This is a genomic window from Dinoroseobacter sp. S375 (genome assembly GCF_049800775.1).
Lineage (GTDB): Bacteria > Pseudomonadota > Alphaproteobacteria > Rhodobacterales > Rhodobacteraceae > Dinoroseobacter.
In genome coordinates, this window is record NZ_JBNAFR010000004.1 from 198,793 (window position 1) to 214,280 (window position 15,488).

Annotated in this window: 23 protein-coding genes; 3 read left to right on the forward strand and 20 right to left on the reverse strand. The window is 63.0% G+C overall.

Going from position 1 to position 15,488, the window contains the following annotated elements; translation table 11 throughout:
* Positions 1-14: 14 nt before the first annotated feature.
* The 4 genes from ACP150_RS11505 to ACP150_RS11520 all read right to left on the reverse strand — a co-directional run bounded on the left by ACP150_RS11505 (position 15) and on the right by ACP150_RS11520 (position 3,218).
* Positions 15-1,670, reverse strand: a complete 1,656-nt coding sequence (locus tag ACP150_RS11505) for an acetolactate synthase large subunit (RefSeq protein ID WP_424966779.1) — start codon at positions 1,668-1,670, stop codon at positions 15-17.
* Positions 1,670-2,434, reverse strand: coding sequence for a hypothetical protein (locus ACP150_RS11510; protein WP_424966780.1), 765 nt, complete (start codon positions 2,432-2,434; stop codon positions 1,670-1,672). Before ACP150_RS11510 ends, ACP150_RS11505 begins: the two co-directional genes overlap by 1 nt.
* The gene (locus ACP150_RS11515) at positions 2,431-2,649 is read right to left on the reverse strand and encodes a DUF1328 domain-containing protein (protein WP_424966960.1); all 219 of its coding nucleotides are present in this window, start codon (positions 2,647-2,649) and stop codon (positions 2,431-2,433) included. The genes ACP150_RS11510 and ACP150_RS11515 overlap by 4 nt, the downstream gene beginning before the upstream one ends.
* Positions 2,650-2,852: 203 nt before the next feature.
* On the reverse strand, positions 2,853-3,218 hold the full coding sequence (locus ACP150_RS11520; RefSeq protein ID WP_424966781.1) for a hypothetical protein: 366 nt from the start codon (positions 3,216-3,218) through the stop codon (positions 2,853-2,855).
* 61 nt (positions 3,219-3,279) lie between these two features.
* Between ACP150_RS11520 and ACP150_RS11525 the strand changes: the two genes are divergently transcribed.
* Positions 3,280-4,008, forward strand: coding sequence for a Crp/Fnr family transcriptional regulator (locus tag ACP150_RS11525; RefSeq protein WP_424966782.1), 729 nt, complete (start codon positions 3,280-3,282; stop codon positions 4,006-4,008).
* A gap of 214 nt (positions 4,009-4,222) precedes the next feature.
* Here ACP150_RS11525 and ACP150_RS11530 read toward each other — a convergent pair whose 3' ends face one another.
* The 5 genes from ACP150_RS11530 to ACP150_RS11550 form a co-directional block, all read right to left on the reverse strand.
* Complete coding sequence (locus ACP150_RS11530; RefSeq protein WP_424966783.1) at positions 4,223-4,417, reverse strand: PLDc N-terminal domain-containing protein; 195 nt, start codon at positions 4,415-4,417, stop codon at positions 4,223-4,225.
* A 21-nt stretch (positions 4,418-4,438) separates the two neighbouring features.
* Complete coding sequence (locus ACP150_RS11535) at positions 4,439-4,651, reverse strand: DUF2945 domain-containing protein (protein ID WP_424966784.1); 213 nt, start codon at positions 4,649-4,651, stop codon at positions 4,439-4,441.
* Between the two features lie 7 nt (positions 4,652-4,658).
* Positions 4,659-4,931 (reverse strand): DUF7218 family protein, encoded by a 273-nt coding sequence (locus tag ACP150_RS11540; RefSeq protein WP_424966785.1) that lies wholly within the window; start codon positions 4,929-4,931, stop codon positions 4,659-4,661.
* A gap of 77 nt (positions 4,932-5,008) precedes the next feature.
* Positions 5,009-5,659 carry a potassium channel family protein gene (locus ACP150_RS11545; protein ID WP_424966786.1) on the reverse strand — a complete coding sequence of 217 codons (651 nt, stop codon included), beginning with the start codon at positions 5,657-5,659 and terminating at the stop codon, positions 5,009-5,011.
* Between the two features lie 5 nt (positions 5,660-5,664).
* On the reverse strand, positions 5,665-7,122 hold the full coding sequence (locus tag ACP150_RS11550) for a TrkH family potassium uptake protein (protein WP_424966787.1): 1,458 nt from the start codon (positions 7,120-7,122) through the stop codon (positions 5,665-5,667).
* A gap of 152 nt (positions 7,123-7,274) precedes the next feature.
* Here ACP150_RS11550 and ACP150_RS11555 point away from each other — a divergent pair, with 152 nt between their 5' ends.
* Positions 7,275-8,129, forward strand: coding sequence for a formate/nitrite transporter family protein (locus ACP150_RS11555; protein ID WP_424966788.1), 855 nt, complete (start codon positions 7,275-7,277; stop codon positions 8,127-8,129).
* An 82-nt stretch (positions 8,130-8,211) separates the two neighbouring features.
* Here ACP150_RS11555 and ACP150_RS11560 read toward each other — a convergent pair whose 3' ends face one another.
* The 7 genes from ACP150_RS11560 to ACP150_RS11590 all read right to left on the reverse strand — a co-directional run bounded on the left by ACP150_RS11560 (position 8,212) and on the right by ACP150_RS11590 (position 12,189).
* On the reverse strand, positions 8,212-8,385 hold the full coding sequence (locus ACP150_RS11560) for a hypothetical protein (RefSeq protein ID WP_424966789.1): 174 nt from the start codon (positions 8,383-8,385) through the stop codon (positions 8,212-8,214).
* Between the two features lie 124 nt (positions 8,386-8,509).
* The gene (locus ACP150_RS11565) at positions 8,510-8,704 is read right to left on the reverse strand and encodes a hypothetical protein (RefSeq protein ID WP_424966790.1); all 195 of its coding nucleotides are present in this window, start codon (positions 8,702-8,704) and stop codon (positions 8,510-8,512) included.
* Between the two features lie 74 nt (positions 8,705-8,778).
* On the reverse strand, positions 8,779-9,501 hold the full coding sequence (locus ACP150_RS11570; RefSeq protein ID WP_424966791.1) for a gamma-glutamyl-gamma-aminobutyrate hydrolase family protein: 723 nt from the start codon (positions 9,499-9,501) through the stop codon (positions 8,779-8,781).
* A complete protein-coding gene (locus ACP150_RS11575; RefSeq protein WP_424966792.1) occupies positions 9,498-10,454 on the reverse strand; it encodes an amidoligase family protein in 957 nt (318 codons plus the stop codon). Before ACP150_RS11575 ends, ACP150_RS11570 begins: the two co-directional genes overlap by 4 nt.
* 44 nt (positions 10,455-10,498) lie before the next feature.
* Positions 10,499-11,350, reverse strand: coding sequence for a mechanosensitive ion channel family protein (locus tag ACP150_RS11580; protein ID WP_424966961.1), 852 nt, complete (start codon positions 11,348-11,350; stop codon positions 10,499-10,501).
* A gap of 153 nt (positions 11,351-11,503) precedes the next feature.
* On the reverse strand, positions 11,504-11,785 hold the full coding sequence (locus ACP150_RS11585) for a hypothetical protein (RefSeq protein WP_424966793.1): 282 nt from the start codon (positions 11,783-11,785) through the stop codon (positions 11,504-11,506).
* 95 nt (positions 11,786-11,880) lie between these two features.
* Positions 11,881-12,189 (reverse strand): hypothetical protein, encoded by a 309-nt coding sequence (locus ACP150_RS11590; protein ID WP_424966794.1) that lies wholly within the window; start codon positions 12,187-12,189, stop codon positions 11,881-11,883.
* Positions 12,190-12,346: 157 nt separating this feature from the next.
* Between ACP150_RS11590 and ACP150_RS11595 the strand changes: the two genes are divergently transcribed.
* On the forward strand, positions 12,347-12,508 hold the full coding sequence (locus tag ACP150_RS11595; protein WP_424966795.1) for a DUF1328 domain-containing protein: 162 nt from the start codon (positions 12,347-12,349) through the stop codon (positions 12,506-12,508).
* Between the two features lie 71 nt (positions 12,509-12,579).
* On the opposite strand, the gene ACP150_RS11600 is transcribed toward ACP150_RS11595, so the two are convergent.
* The 4 genes from ACP150_RS11600 to ACP150_RS11615 form a co-directional block, all read right to left on the reverse strand.
* Positions 12,580-13,542, reverse strand: a complete 963-nt coding sequence (locus ACP150_RS11600) for an AI-2E family transporter (protein ID WP_424966796.1) — start codon at positions 13,540-13,542, stop codon at positions 12,580-12,582.
* Between the two features lie 72 nt (positions 13,543-13,614).
* Positions 13,615-14,388 (reverse strand): hypothetical protein, encoded by a 774-nt coding sequence (locus ACP150_RS11605; RefSeq protein ID WP_424966797.1) that lies wholly within the window; start codon positions 14,386-14,388, stop codon positions 13,615-13,617.
* Positions 14,381-14,779, reverse strand: a complete 399-nt coding sequence (locus ACP150_RS11610; protein WP_424966798.1) for a phage holin family protein — start codon at positions 14,777-14,779, stop codon at positions 14,381-14,383. Before ACP150_RS11610 ends, ACP150_RS11605 begins: the two co-directional genes overlap by 8 nt.
* Positions 14,776-15,168, reverse strand: coding sequence for a hypothetical protein (locus ACP150_RS11615; RefSeq protein ID WP_424966799.1), 393 nt, complete (start codon positions 15,166-15,168; stop codon positions 14,776-14,778). Before ACP150_RS11615 ends, ACP150_RS11610 begins: the two co-directional genes overlap by 4 nt.
* Positions 15,169-15,488: the final 320 nt, after the last annotated feature.

Here is a 15,488-nt window from a genome sequence, read left to right on the forward strand (position 1 = left end):
GAACGAGTTCCCCATCAGGCCGCCTTTCTGATCCCGGGAAGGCCACCCCCCGCGTCGTAATCGACCTGCAACGAGATCAGCGTAGGTCCCGCGCAGTCCTGTGCCGCACGCAAGACCTCCGCCAGATCCGCCAATCCAGTGACCGCGCCGTGGCTCCAGCCGAACGCTTTGGCAAGCCGTCCCCAATCGGGACTGCCGAACCGGAATTCGGGTGTCTCGCCCTCCTCTTTGTCCTGATGTTCGTCGATCAGGGCGTAACCGCCATCTTCCCAGACCAACACGGTCAGATCGAGTCCGAGACGCGCGGCGGTTTCCATGTCCTGCACATTCATCAGAACATCGCCATCGCCACAAATTGCCAGCACCCGCCCCTTGGACTGCAGGCGCGCGGCAGCCATTGCGCCGGGGAGGGCCAGCCCCATGCCGGCCAAGCCGTTGGGAATGATGACCTGACCCGGCCGTTTGGGCAGCAGGTGCCGCGCCACCCAGAGCTTGTGCAACCCGACCCCGGACAGAACCGTATCATCGGGCGACAGCTGTGCGGTGATCTCGGCACAGATATCCTGCGGAGCGATGGGACCCTTCGGCGAGACCGTATGAGAGCGGGCCATGGTTTTCTGCATGCCGTCCCGCACCGCCGCAAAGGTGCTCGGCATCTCCCAGCGGTGCCCGTCCAGCAGATCACAGAGCGCCTCCAGGCTTGCGGTCAGAGACCCGGTTGCCTGCGCGGTCACCTGCCATCCTGCATCGGCCGGGGCGTCGGTCTCGCCCAGATGGACCACGGGCGTCACCCCGTCTCGCGTGAGGTCCGACAAGGGGTACTCGACGGGGTCAAACCCGACCGACAGGATCAGATCCGCGGCCTCGAGCCCCATGTCGATATAATCGCCCTCGGGCTGTCCCACAGAGAACAGGGAAAGCGGATGATCCGGCGGCAGGATACCTTTCGCCATGAAACTTGTGACCACGGCAATCCCGGTCGCCTCGGCAAACTGGCGCGTGGCTGCGGCGGCCTGCGCCCGCAGCGCCCCTGCCCCGACAAGCAGTACCGGCCGGTCCGCCTGACGGATCCGATCACACGCCTGTTGCAGCGCGGTCTCGTCCGGCAACGGGGAGCCAGGCGGCGGCGTCATCACAATGGGGGCCGAGCTCTGCGCGCTGGCGACGTCTTCGGGCAGGCACAGATGCACGGCGCCGGGCTTCTCCGCCCGCGCAATCCGAACGGCCTCGGCAACCGCGCCGGGAATACTCTCTGCATTCAGCAGGGTCTTGCTCTGCTTCGTGACGGGCGCGAACAAGGCCTCGAGATCGATGATCTGGTGGCTTTCGCGGCCCAGCCGGTCCAACGCCCCCTGTCCGGTGATCACGATCATCGGCACGAAATCGAGCGTCGCATCAGCAACGCCGGTCACGAGATTGGTCGCGCCCGGCCCGAGTGTGGCGAGGCAGACGGCTGGCTGCCCTGTCAGGCGGCCATGGACGCCCGCCATGAAGGCAGCGGCTTGCTCGTGCCGGCACAGCACGAAGTTCAGGTCACTGGCCGACACAGCGCTCATCAGCGCCGTGGTTTCCTCGCCCGGAACACCGAACACAGTGTCGATCCCCGCGGCCTCAAGCGCGTCGATCAGGAGCTCGGCCCCCTGGCGGGTCTGTTGCGCGGTTGTTTCCATCAGATAACTCCTTGTGCCGACATGGCTTTGGCCAGCCTGCAATAGCCGGCGATACTTGCACCGCGCCTGTGATCGATCACCGCGCCAGAGCGGCCTTCCGCGGCAATCTGATCGTGAATGCTTTGCATGATGTCTCGCAGGTCTCGGTCGACCCGCTCTGCTGTCCAGCTGCGCTGGATGGCGTTCTGGCTCATCTCGAGGCCACTGACGGCGACCCCTCCCGCATTTGCGGCCTTGCCGGGCGCGACCGAAGGGCCCTTGGCGCTCAACACCTCCTCGGCCTCATGGGTCAAGGGCATGTTCGCGTCCTCCGCGATCAGTGCGACGCCCGAGGCCAAAAGGGTCTGCGCCTCGGCGGCATCGATCTCGTTTTGCGTGGCACACGGCAGCGCGATGTCGGCTTCGATCTCCCAGGGGGAGGCTCCCTCCCGATAGCTGGCGCCAAAGCCCGGGGGCGGCGAAGCCATATCCTCGCCAGCCGCCTTGCGCGCCTGTTCCCAGCCCACCGCCTCGGCGGACAGGCCATCGGGCGCATGAAGGGTCCCGCCCGTGTCTCCCTCCCAGGTGACGCGACAGGACAGAACCTGATCGGGCTCAGCCAGACGCGATAGAACCCGCGCCGACGCGAAGGCGCCGTCGTTCTTCTTGATCGTCAACACGTCCCGCGCGACGCCTTCAACCGCCTGTCGAAAATTCGATGTCTCGTCGGTCGGTCGGTGGATCCCAGTCATGAACACGTCTGTCAGCGCATCTCTGCGGTTCATGGTTTCTCCTGTTTGGAAAGGAGCCGGTTTCCGGCCCTCGGTCGCTTTTTCTGATCCCCGACAAGGACATGTGCGACCAGCGACAGCACGCAGAGCACCGCGAACGCGCCGAACAAGATCCTGGCGATCCCGGTAGAGGCTTCGGCGATTTCCGTAAATCCGAAAACTGCGGAGACAGTCGCCGCACAGAAAAACACAAGGGCCCAAGCTGACATCACAGTTCCTTTCACACCCTCGTGTCTCCGACGACGAAACGTCCGAAAAACGGAAAGGTTCCGGGAACTCTCATCCGGACTACGCGTAGTATCTTTAAAGGAGATAGATATGATCGTCGTTCATCCCGACGTCGCTCGCAAGAGCGCGGACGCTCCGCCGAACAGTTCGCGCGCCGTTCGGGGCCCCGAGCAAGCCTATGCGCCTAGTCTTCCAGGGCGGCGCGTACATCCTCGGCGAGAAAGGGGCGCAACAGCGCGTTGAAGCCCAGCATGTCAGCCAGTCCGGGATCGGCATCGATCAGGACCACCTTGCTTTGCGCCGCCTTCAGTTTGGCCACCAGGTTGCCCTGATCTGCGGCCCTGAGCGACGCGGCGACAAAGGCGACTTCGAGCGTCGCCAGATGGGTCCGCGCAATGTCATGTGCTGCATCCAAGGAGCGGCATACGGCACTGGTCATTCCGAAGAATGTGTCCAGCATCTCCGCCAGGTCCTGAGCTTCGACCGCATTGGTCGACAAAATCAAAGCGCGCGGCGCAGGTTGCATATAGACTCTCCAGATCGCCGACACGTGACACCATCGCATGCCCCACTCGACCGCGCATTAATCTACGACATACAGGAACACGAAAATGACAGTTGATTGCTCCGCATGCCCGTTGCGCAAGAAACCTCTGTTCACGCAGATCAACGATGACGAAATCGCCTTCATGCGCAAGTTCAAGACGGGTGAGATGAAGGTTTCCGCAGGGACTCAACTTCTGATCGAGGGGTCGAACGCGGCACAGCTTTATACATGTCTCTCGGGCCACGGGCTACGCTACAAGACATTGGCCGATGGCAGCCGGCAGGTCGTAAGTTTCGTTCTGCCCGGGGACTTTATCGGTCTTCAGGCCAGCGTCATGGGCCAGATGCACCACTCCGTGGAGAGCACCACGGACATGACCCTGTGCGTCTTCAATCGCACCGAGATCTGGAACCTGTTCAAATCTCATCCCGAGCGGGCCTATGATCTCACCTTCCTCGCCGCCGTCGAAGAGCGGTTCCTGGGCGAAGCTCTGGCCAGTGTGGGCCAGAAGGGTGCGTTGGAGAAGATTGCCTGGGCGCTTTACCGCTTCTTCTCGCGGGCCAAGGCGATTGGGCTCGCGAAGGAACATGAATGCCCCCTGCCCTACAAGCAGCAGGATCTCGCGGATGCGCTGGGTCTGTCTCTGGTGCATACGAACAAGACGCTTGCCGTCCTGCGCCAACGCGGGCTCGCTGATTGGCGCGATGGTCTGTTGAAGATCCAGGATGCCGAGGCGCTGGCCGCGTGCGGCATGGTCGACGAGCCGGAAGTCCAGCGACGACCGCTGATCTGACACCACGGAACGAGACGGCCCGCCGCAACCACGTGGCGGGCCATTCTGCGGCCAGGCTCCGACGGTGTGCGCCTCGACCCGACCTGCTCCCAACCAGATCGCATAAAAAAACCTCCCCCGAAGGGGAGGTCAGGTATTTGGCAAGCAACAGGAAGGGGACGTCGGCTTGCCGGCTCGCGCGCGATGGGCAGCTCTGGCGCGAGAACCTCAGGTGTCAGGCAGGACCCCGGGCGTTGCGGGGGCCGAAAAACAGCCAGATAAGGAAGCCGAGCAGCGGTAGAACCAGCACCAGCAGGCACCACAGCACCTTGGACCCCGTGCTCGCGGTAGAGCCGATGATCGAGACAAACGCCCAGATGTTGAGTGCAAGGAGGATCAGTCCTCCGAGTCCGGTAATTTCGATGCCCATGGGGGCCTCCTTTCGCTGAATTCAGGCTGCGCGCACTTCGGCGCTGCTCTTGAGCACCTCGTCGCCGTCGGATTGCTTGATAAGCAAGGCCGGGTCATCCGAGGAGCCGTTGCGCGTAACCTCGGTGCCCTTGATCGTTCGCTTGACCTTGCGGGTAAAGATCTGGGTGACCTTGCCTTCGGCAGTGCCATTCCCCCAGTCCCAGGCGACTTTCTGTCCGACTTGAAAACTCATTGTCTCCTCAATGGTTGCGCAGGGCGTCGATCAGCTCTGCCTTGGACATGTCCGAGCGGCCTGGAATGCCGAGCGCCTTTGCCCGGTCATAGAGCTCGGTTTTATGCCACTCCTCATAGGGAGGGGCCTTCCCGCCTTTGGACGCGGGGTTTTCCGTGTCGCCCTGCCGACTGGCGGCCTGTGCATTCGCGATCCGCGCGGCCTTCTCTTTGGAGGCACCCTCGCGCCGGAGCGCGTCGTAGGTGTCATCATCCTTGATCTGGCTGCCATGATCGGGCATCGGGTCTCAGCTTTCGGCTATGGGCGGAACTTCGGTGTGTTGAAAGATGAACGCGCCATTAACGCGAGGGTTCCCGGTCAGGGAGCAAAAATACTGTCCGCAAGGGTATCCAGCGTGACCGGCGGACCCGCCAGAAGGAGGCAATCGCCCGCAGTCAGGGCCGTTTCTGCCGATGCCAGTTTTTCGTGTCCCTCCCGGATCCGCGCCACGGCCCTCACGTCCTCCGGAAGGGGCAGGTCCGCGAGGATCGTGTCCTCCGTCCTGTCCGGCAGGGTCATCCGCCGCAAGCGCAACTCGGCCTGCAGGCTGGTCTCCTCGACGATCTCGGCGCGTTCCTCCAGCCCGTGGCAGATGCTCTCCGCCACGGTCGCATGGGGGGTAATCACATCATCGAGCTGCAATTCGTGGCACACATCGAGCAGTTCGGGCGAGACGATCTGCGGGACGACCCGACCATATCCGATGGACCGTGCCACCAGTGACGCGAGGATGTTATCGTCCGAGGCGTTGGTCAGCGCGATCAGATTGTCCTTCTCGCTGGAAAACGCCTCCCGCAGGGTGGTCGGCAGGGTACCGTCCCCTTCGATCATCCCGCAATCGAGCCGCTCGGCCAGGCGTTCGAGCCGTTCCCGGTCGCGGTCGATCAGCACAACCTCGTGGTTGAGCTCGATCAGTCTTTCGGCGGTGGCGACCCCGAACTTGGAGCCGCCGACGATGACGATACGCATGATGACTACCTCTTTCTGAACCAGGTGCGCGGCAGAACGAGGACGAGCACCGCGATGAATTCGAGCCGCCCGAGCCACATGGCCAGGGTCAGGGCAAGTTTGAGATCCGGGCTGAGATCCGCCCCGACGATCCCGGTGGACAGGCCAACCGTGGACAGGGTCGAGATCGTGTCGAACAAGGCGGGCAAGCCGGGGTGACCATGCGCGAGAAACAGGCTCCACACCGCCAGCATCGTCCCGAAATAGAGGACGAGCAGCGCGAGCAGGCTGATCAGCACAGCATCCGATACTGGCCTCCCCCGGCGCCGCAGGGGCGCCACCGCCCGATCCGGAAGCCGTGCGGTGCTCAGACTGTGGCGCACGCCGCGCAGCAACAGACCGACGCGCATCAGCTTTATCCCGCCGCCGGTCGAGCCCACGTCCCCCCCCATAACCATCGCGATGAGCAGCAAGATCAGGAAAGGCCCGCCCGTAGGCATGGGTCCGGTCGAAAATCCCGCCGTCGTGGCCCCGGACACCAGATCGAGGAAGGCATCGGCCGATATCGCCCCGCCCCATGGCAGCTGCAGAACGAGTGCCGAGGCACCCAGAAAGAGAAGCGCGCGCAGCATCCGTTGCGCCGCGCCCAGACGCCACGCCTCACCAACACGTCCACGCAGAAGATAGACGTAGAACAGAAGCGAGACCGCCCCCACAGTGCAGGACAGAATGACCATCGATTGCCCCAACAGGCTGTAACTTGCCAGACTGTCGGATCGGGGGGCGAACCCGCCGGTTGAAATCGCCGACAAGGTCAGGACCAACGCCTCCTTGGCGTCGGGGATCACAAGTGCGGTCAGGGCGCTCAGGACCAGGGTCAGACCGAAATACACCCCGAGGAGTTGGCGCGCCTGCGTCCGGGTGGAGGCAATCCGATCGTCGCTGTCCATCCCCGCATCGCCCAGTTTTCGCGCCGGAAGCCCCGGCGAGACCAGCAGCGCCAGTACCGCCGTGGCCATGGCCAGCCCCCCGCACCACTGCATCCAGGATCGCAGGACATGAGCCGAAAACGGCCAGCTGTCCGGGTCGCGCGCGACGGACAGGCCCGTGGTCGTGATCGCGCTCATGCCTTCGAACAGGGCGTCCACCGGGGGCATTCCAAGCGTCATGAAGGACGGGACAGCCAAGACCGGCACCAGCGCGAACAAGAGCGCGACACTGACCATCGCTTCCACCTTGCGCAGATCACGCGGCAACGCGCGGCCATAGCTGGCAATCCAGCCCAGCATCGAAAGGGTCGCGGCCAGCAACATCCAAGCCGCGAGGTCCCATGACCCTTCGACCCCCGCCCAGATCGCGGGTGGGAGGAACACGACAGCGCAGGCCGGGGCATGCTTGGAAATCGTGATGAGGACAATCGCCGGGCGCGCGCGCTGAATGAGCGTGTCGCTCCCCGAGGAACCGTCGCGGGTGATCGTGCTCATGACCGGGCCTCGCGGGCCGGTGAAACAGGGAAAGGGGGGTTCAGCATTGCACCTGCAACGCGCGGCGGTTACCCCGGGTTCCCTATATCTTGGAACGAAGTGGCGCTTTGGTTGGTTTGTCTTGTGACATCCACCATGCAGGAGCCACGTATATGTCCCAAAGCGTTGACCCGACCACGACGGCCGAGCCACTGACGGAAACACCGCACGAGCAGCGGCTGGTGGAAGAAGCCTCTGCGATGCCCTCGCGGCTTTTGTTCGAAACGATCCGGCAAAGCGGCGAGGAGGAGTTGAGCCGCCCCAATGTGGCGCTGTGGTTTTCCGGGATCGCCGCCGGCATCCTGATCTCGTTTTCCGTGTTGGGGGAGGCGCTGCTCCGGTCCCATCTGCCGGATGCGGAATGGGCCTATATCATCGAGAATTTCGGCTATTCGCTGGGCTTTGTGCTGGTTATTCTGGGACGGATGCAGCTGTTCACCGAGAACACGATCACGACGGTCGTGCCGGTGCTCATCAATCCTTGCGACAACCTTTACAAGCGCACGGCGGAACTCTGGGGCATCGTTCTGCTGGCGAATGTGGTCGGCGCGTTCATCGCAGGGGGTTTTCTGCAGGTGGCCCCTGTCCTGAGCGACGAGGTGGCGACCGCCGTGGCAGAGCTCAGCGCCCACGCGACTGGGATGGGCATGATCGAAGGCTTCGCCCGCGGTATTCCCGCCGGTGTTCTGATCGCCGCTCTGGTGTGGATGATGCCGATGGCCCGCGGTGGTGAATTGTGGCTGATCCTGCTGATCACATGGCTCATCGCGCTCGGGGACTTCACGCACATCATCGCGGGCTCGGTCGAAATGGCCTATGCCATGCTCGGCGGTGATCTCGGGGTCCTGCGGGCGGTGTTCTGGTTCTTCCTGCCGGTCCTGCTCGGCAATGTCGTGGGCGGAACAGTCGTCTTCACGATGCTCGCCTGGGCCCAGACCCGCGCCGAAGTTGCCAAGCCTGCCGACTAGCAAACTGAACTCTGACGAACAAAAAAACCCTCCTGCCTTGCGGCGGGAGGGTTTTTCCTTGCGCGGCGATCTTGGCCGGACGTCAGTTTGTCGTTTCCGCGTTGCGATGATCCGGACCATCCTTGGCGAGGCTAGATTTCGGCGCATTGGGGTCCTCCATGCGCTTTTCAACCTTGTACTTGCTGGAGAGCGCGAAGGCGATCACAGCAAAGGCGGTGACCAGAAACAGAATGACAACGAGCTGGGTCATATCCATGGGACGTTTCCTTGTGTTTGGAAGATGAAAGGTTAACGCCCCGTCCTCAGACCGGTTCCTTTCCGCCACGAAAAAAGGCCGGAGCGCTGTGCTCCGGCCTTTGCGATCTCACCTGTTGGGGGCGTCAGTTCTCGATCACGGCGCCCGTTCGTCCATCGATCTGGGTTTCGGGTTCCACCGGCGGCGTGCCCTCATCCGCCAGAAAGAAGAGATACGCCAGAAACAGAAACGCGGCGAAGCCCACGGCCAAGGCAATCCCGACGAGGGGCCCGATATGGCGTTTTCTCTGCGTTTCGAGGTTCGTGTTCGGCGCGGACATGATGTCTCCTTTGCAAACTGCATGTAGTTACAGGCCCAACGCGCGGATGGCCGCCGGGTTCCGCCCGGGAAGGCTCAGAAAGACGCGAGCGCGTCCTGCGTCACCTCCGGCGTCTGCAACCGCTGCGCGGCGCGTGCGCGCGCCGCCACGACGAGCGCGCGAAACAGGGCGCGTTGTCGCTTGGCATAGATGAGATACTCCGGATGCCATTGAACGCCGAGCGTGAACGGATCGGTCACCCCCTCGATGGCCTGCACCATTCCGGCGCTATCTTGCGCGGCGATGCGCATCCCCTGCCCCACGCGGTCGACCGACTGGCTATGCAGCGCGTTGACACGCATGGTGTCTGTACCGGCGATGAAACTCAGCCGAGTCTTGTCGCAGATCTGAACCTTGCGTTTGGGCATCACCGTCGTGATCGGCTTGGCGTCCGGATAGACTGTCCACGCATCCTGATGCAGCGATCCCCCGGCAGCGACGTTCAGCATCTGCGCGCCCCGGCAAATGCCAAGCACCGGGATATGCCGGGAGAGGGCGTCCTGCGCCAACTCATGTTCAAGAGCGTCCCGCGCGGGGTCGAGCCGTGCGGTCGTCTTGATGTCCATGCCGTAAAGCTCCGGCGAGATGTCATCCCCGCCGCCAATGACGATGCCATCAACCGCGTCGAGATCCGCCGGTCGCCCGGCGCCCCAGCGCAGGCCACGCCCACCGGTCACCCAGAGGTTCAAATTGATGATGGGAAAGACACGCCAGCCGGAGCGGTTGGACGTGGTCACGCCAATGACAGGGCGTGTCATGACGCTTCCCGGGATTGCGGGATCGTGAGATCAGAGACCGTCCGCGCCCATTTGCGCGCCCCACCAAACAGTTGCTTTCGATGCTGCGTCCAGGCGGAACACAGGGTCGTCAGCAAGTCCGGCGCTGCAGCCAGGGTTTCCACCGCGCGCCACATGCTCCATGCCTCGGACAGAGACCAATCCGCATCATTCAGGCGGCAATCGGGCAGCCGGAAATGGAATGCCGGGCGTGCGGCCACTTTGAATGCATCGGGGAAGGCGCGCGCATAGGCCTGCGGCGCGTGAAACTTGAACAGGGGCAAAAGATCGAGCCCATGGTTGCGCGTCTTAACATGGGCTGCGTAATGCGCGCATTGGATCGAGAACGGCGCATCCGGGTCGGCAACCAATGCGTCGACCAGCCCAACCGGCCAGGGGTTCACGAAGGGCAGCACCCGACGGGTGTTATCCGGCGGGAGGGTCGCACGCAGCCAGGGCTCCAGCAGTGCAAAGGCGAGAATGGTACGGCGGGTAAACGCCTCGTCCGGGTCATGCGCCTCCACATTCAAATGGACGCCAAATCCGCGCAACATGCTTTGGCCGGTCCCCTCGCCCCCTTCGCGCCGCAAGGCCGCGCAAAGCGCGTCGAGAATGGGCAACTGGGCCGGATCCAGCGGCTCGGTGATCACCTCCACGGGGATCAGGGGACGTGCCAGTCCGATCCCCGTCTCCAGCAATTCGGACGGATGGTCATGGGCGAGCGAGAAATCGAGCTCCACCCGGATATCGCCCAGTTCGGTTCCGGTGACCGTCGCCGCGTGGCGCGAATGTTGTCCCAGCTCCCCCCCCAACTCGTTGAGGATCAGGGCCACGACCTGCGCTTCGGTCAGGCCGGCAAATTCAATCTCGACGCCACAACGGCGCGGCCTGCCACTGGCGAGGTCGGGAAACGGGAGCGGAATGAAATGGGTCATGATCGCTCAACGCCCACATGCGGAAAAGGTTCCCTTGCGGCGGCTTATCCGGATGAGGGCGATACGGGCTCGACCGGGATCGGCCCGTTAACCGTCAGCGTGCGATAGGGGAACGGGATTTCGATCCCGGCCTCGTCCAGCGCCGCTTTCACCGATGCCACGACCTGATCTCGGCTCGCGCGGATATCGACCGGCCGAGAGCCTGTCCACCAAGTGATCTCGAAGTCGATCGAACTTGCGCCAAAGGCCTGGGCAAATACCTGGATGTCCCGCACATCATCGCGCACCAGATCGACCTTGCGCACGGCCTTTTCGATCACTTCGCGCGCCTCGTCGACATTCTCGCCATAGGCCACCCCGCAGATGAGCGTCGCGCGGCGCACATCGCGATCCGTGCGCACGGTGACCGGGTTGTGAAACAGCTCGGCATTCGGGACGACCACCAGTTGACCGTCGGTCTGACGGATATGGGTGTCGCGGATGGTGATCGCCTCGACCTGACCTTCGACACCATCACATTCAATGTAATCCTCGATCTGGAACGGTTCACGCAGAAGGATCAGGATCCCGGCGAGGAAGTTCTCGAACGTGTCTTTGAAGGCGAAGCCGATCGCAACCGACCCGAGACCGAGCGTGGTCAAAGCCCGCGCGGGCGTCACCGTCGGGAAGACAACCGTCAGTGCGATCAACCCGCCGATCAGCCAGAAGGTGACCGAGCTCAGCAGCTGCAGGACGTCGATCAGATTGCGCCGCATTCTTGCGCGCCCTCCGATCCGGCGCACAAGGCTATGGGCGATCTTGACCGCCAGGGCCGTGAACAGGAGGAGGAGAAGGGCAATGCCCAGCCGGGGCAGCGCGGCGAGGCTGGCTTCGGCCCAGCTTTGAAGCTGGTCCATGAGGGGGGCAAGGGCGTCGTCGGGCAGTGTCTGCATGAGATCTTCCATACGGTCAAAACGCCCGTCCCCGCATCCGGGTTCCGCCTTGACAGAGCGGACATGAAAAAGCCCGGACACAAGGTCCGGGCTCTTGGCAAAGGATCCTGGCGTGGATCAGTTCGCGGTCACGGTATTGCTGCTATCCGTGTCGGCAAAACCGGATTCCGCGCGACGCTCTTCCTCAGGGCTCTCGATTTCGAGGGTCGGCACGGTCACAGTGGTTTCACCCACAGAGACATCACCCACTTCGGCGTCAAACTCGGGCATGTTGCCGCCTTCGATGGACACTTCAGGCAGGGCTGCTTCTTCGGTCTGCTCGACATCGACCATATAGGTGGTCCCGGCGATCAGGATGACAGCGGCCACGGCGGCGACGACAATATACGGGGTTTTCATGGTTGAATTCCTTTACTTGTGTTCTGGGGTGTCAACGCGGCGCTTCGGAAATTGTTCCCAACTTTTCGGGATCTTAGATCGAAGCGCGCGGCGGATCAGCTGCGCGGACGCAGCGCGAGACCGACGAGCACGCCGAGACCGACAGCGCCGGCAAGTGCGGCACCCGGATGCTCGCGCACGAAACGCGTCCCCTCTTCGGTGGCCGAGGTTACGGCACGGGACACTTCGGTGCTCAACTCGTCGCTCATACGTTGCAGGTCCTGCAGACCGGCATCGACCTGCGCCTTGGTGCGCTCGGTCATCTCGGAAATCTGCTCTGCAGCTTCTGCCCGGATCTCCTGCGCCTTGGTCTCGGGGGTCGCGGATTCGGGTGTCGCGTCTGTATTGTACTCGGCGAAGGACATCGTGTGCTCCTTTGGATTGCATTCCGTGGATCAACGTCGCTCCCGCAGTTTTTGTTCCCCTTTTCCCGTCACAACCCTGCCGGTTCAGGATGGAACCTTTTTCGCTAGCGCAGCGTTGGGGGGATACAAGTCTGAAATCGTCTGAAAGGAATAAATCATGTTAGGTTGGGCTGTTACCTTCTTCGTCGTCGCCATCATCGCCGCCGTTTTCGGCTTTGGCGGTATCGCGTCTGCCAGTGCCGGCATCGCTCAGGTTCTCTTCATCGTCTTCGTTGTGCTCGCGATTGCCACTCTGGTGCTGCGCGCCGTACGGAGCTGACATGGAACGACCCGAGACCGCAGGGCGGTCTGATTAAAAGCCCCATTTGGTTGAACCAGATGGGGCTTTTTTTATGTGGTAATGAGCTGCGATTCACGCTCCGCCGACATCGCGGCATACATCCAGAGCAAGGCCGGAAGCGCCACGATCGCCCCGATCGGCCCCCAGAGCCAGAGCCCGAAGACAATCGCGATAAAGATGACCAGCGGGCTTATCTGCAATTGCTGGCCAACGAAAGCCGGCGTGACGAACTGCGCCTCCACGAGGTTGAGGCACAGAAACGCGACAACCGGCAACAGGGTCATCGCCCCGGAAAACTGCATCAGCCCCGCAACCAGCAACCCGAACATCACAATGATCGGCCCCAGGTAGATCACGAAGTTCAAGACAGCCGCCGTGAACCCCCAGAGTATGGCGTTGTTGACCCCGACTACGGTCAGAACCACCGCAGTTGCCAAGCCCAGCCCGGCATTGACCAGCATCACCATCGCGAAATACCGCGAGACAGCCCGATCCGCGCGAAAGAGATTGTTCCGAAATGCGCCGGCCTGGTTGTAGATGTCATTGCGCGCGAGAATGAAGAAAAACAGGGTTCCCACGAAGATCAGGATCTGCGCTCCGAAATTCGGCGCGAGCAGCAGGGCGTCCATGACCGTGGGAATGCTTTCGCCCAAATCCACCTCGGCATCGCTGCCGACCGTGCGTTCGATTTCGGCGCTCAGCTCCTCGATCCCACGCAGGGCATTCGACATGGTCTCTGCCCAGTTCTGAATTTCGGCGCGAATTTTGGGAAGTTTCGACACCAGGGCCGAGATCAATGGCTCGAGCATCAGGAAAAAACCGGTGATGCCCAGACAGGCCGTTATCAAGGCCGATACGGCAACGATCACGCGGGGCACACCATATCGGCTCAGCCGATCGGCAATCGGGGAAACCACGACCCCGACCACCAGCCCCAGAACAACGGGGGCGAGAATGGGCTTGGCCAGATACAGGGCAGCTGCCCCTCCGATAATCGTCAGGAGGAGCAGCATGAGCCGAGCACTTCGCTCGGATAAAAGCACGGACAACATCAGAGGCCGTGCAACCGAAAACGGGTCGTAAGATCAGTGACGCGCATAGGCATTGCCCGTCACATGGCTCGCATCGGCGCTCGTGGCTGCAGGCGCCGTCGGAGCCGTGGCGTCAGTTGCACGGAGGGCGGCAAGCTCTGACTGCAACATGTCGGACGCAGCCCCCATCAGGCGGTCGCGATGCGCGCCGAGCAGCTCATCTTCGCGCCGCGAGCTCGGCAGAGCCGAGGCGATCAATGCGCCAATCCCGAACGCGGCGGCCCCGAAGGCCAGCGGTTGGCGGCCATAGGCGGCCCCTGCTTTGCGCGCCGTGCGTTCGGCTCGGGACTCGATCTCCATCTGGGTGGCGATCGCCTGATGGCGCAGCTTCAGAACACGCGCCCGGGTTTCGGGGTTGAGACGCTCAAGCCCGCTATTCACCGCAGCACGCAACCGGCGCGACGAGACTTTCGGGCGTCGTTCGCCCGTCGCATCCTGCCGGATCTGCGCATCGGCGGCGGCAACGCGCGCATCGAAGCCGTCCATGGCATCCACCGGATCCGCCGCAGGCGTCGGAGACGCAACGCGGTCGCGGCTCCCGGCACCACTCAACAGCAGAGCGAGCCCTGCCCCGACCAGTGCAAAGGCGGCCGGGTTCTTCTTCGCCTCACCCCAGACCTGCTGACCGATTTCCACGGCGTAGCCCTCGGCTGTTTGCGACATGCGCTCGGGCGCAAAGGTGTTGGCGAGGGCGTCCAGCGACTGGGTCAGTGCGGCCCGGTCCCGCGCCACGCGACGTTCGATATGATCAAGTCGTTCTTCAGACATCGGTGGCCTCCTTGATATGCGCGACATCGCGCTTGATGTTCTCTGCCGTCCGCTCGGGCATCAGCGCCTCGGGCTTCAGCCGCGATTTGCCGACCATCACGAGCCCGATCGCCACAGTGAACAAAACACCCGCTACAATAAGGGCCGCCGTGCCGATGCTCATGCCCGACATGGCAAGGTAGTCGACGAGGGCCGCGGCCAGCGTGTTGAGCGCAACCAGCGCGGTCAGCGCGGCCACGCCGATCATGGCAAGGCCGGTACCCGCCTTCGACAGTGACGTGGACAGCTCGACGCGCATCAGGGCGATCTCGTCCTGAACCAGCGTCGTGAACTGGCGAAGCGCATTCACGAAATGCGACGGCGCCTGCTTGATATCATCAGGATGGCTCATACCGCACCCCGCCCCGTCAGGTTCGCAGATCCGTGGGCACCCCAGGGATCATCGTCATCCTGCCATGTGGACGCATCATGATACGCGCGCGCCGCAGCGGCGACCGGACGCTCCGCCTGGGGCGCGCGGGCCTTGAGGAACCGCGTGGCCGCCAGACCAAGCAAGGCAGCACCACCGACAAACAGCGCCGGGTTTTCACGGGCGAACCCGCTGGCTGTCCGAGCAAGACGGTCGAGGTCAGTGGTGCGAACCTGGGCGGCGACCTGCTCCAGCGCGTCGGCCACCTGGCTGGCGGCCTGTGCCTGCAACGTGCCCGCATCGAACTCCTGAGCCGCCGCATCGGCTGCATTCGCCACTTTCTGCGTCTCGGTCGCAGCGTTGTCACGCATGTCCTCCGCGTGGCTCTTCAGTTCACGCTTGACCGTGTCCTTTGCGTCGTCAGCGGTCCGGCGAACCTGCTCGCGAGCGGTTTCGGAAAGTGTCTTGGACGTATCTGTATCACAATGCGCCATCGCATCCTCCTGCGGTTTGACAGTTGGAGAGGTAACGCCGCGCCGCACCAGCCGGTTCCATGACCCGTCGAAACAACCGGGACGACAGTCCTGGCTCCGACAAAAATCGCAGAAATTCAGATGCGATTCAGGTGCCCCTATAACAGAAGTATGCCCCGAGCCGGCGAGGCGCGCTGGCGCCGGTCTTTTGCGAAAAG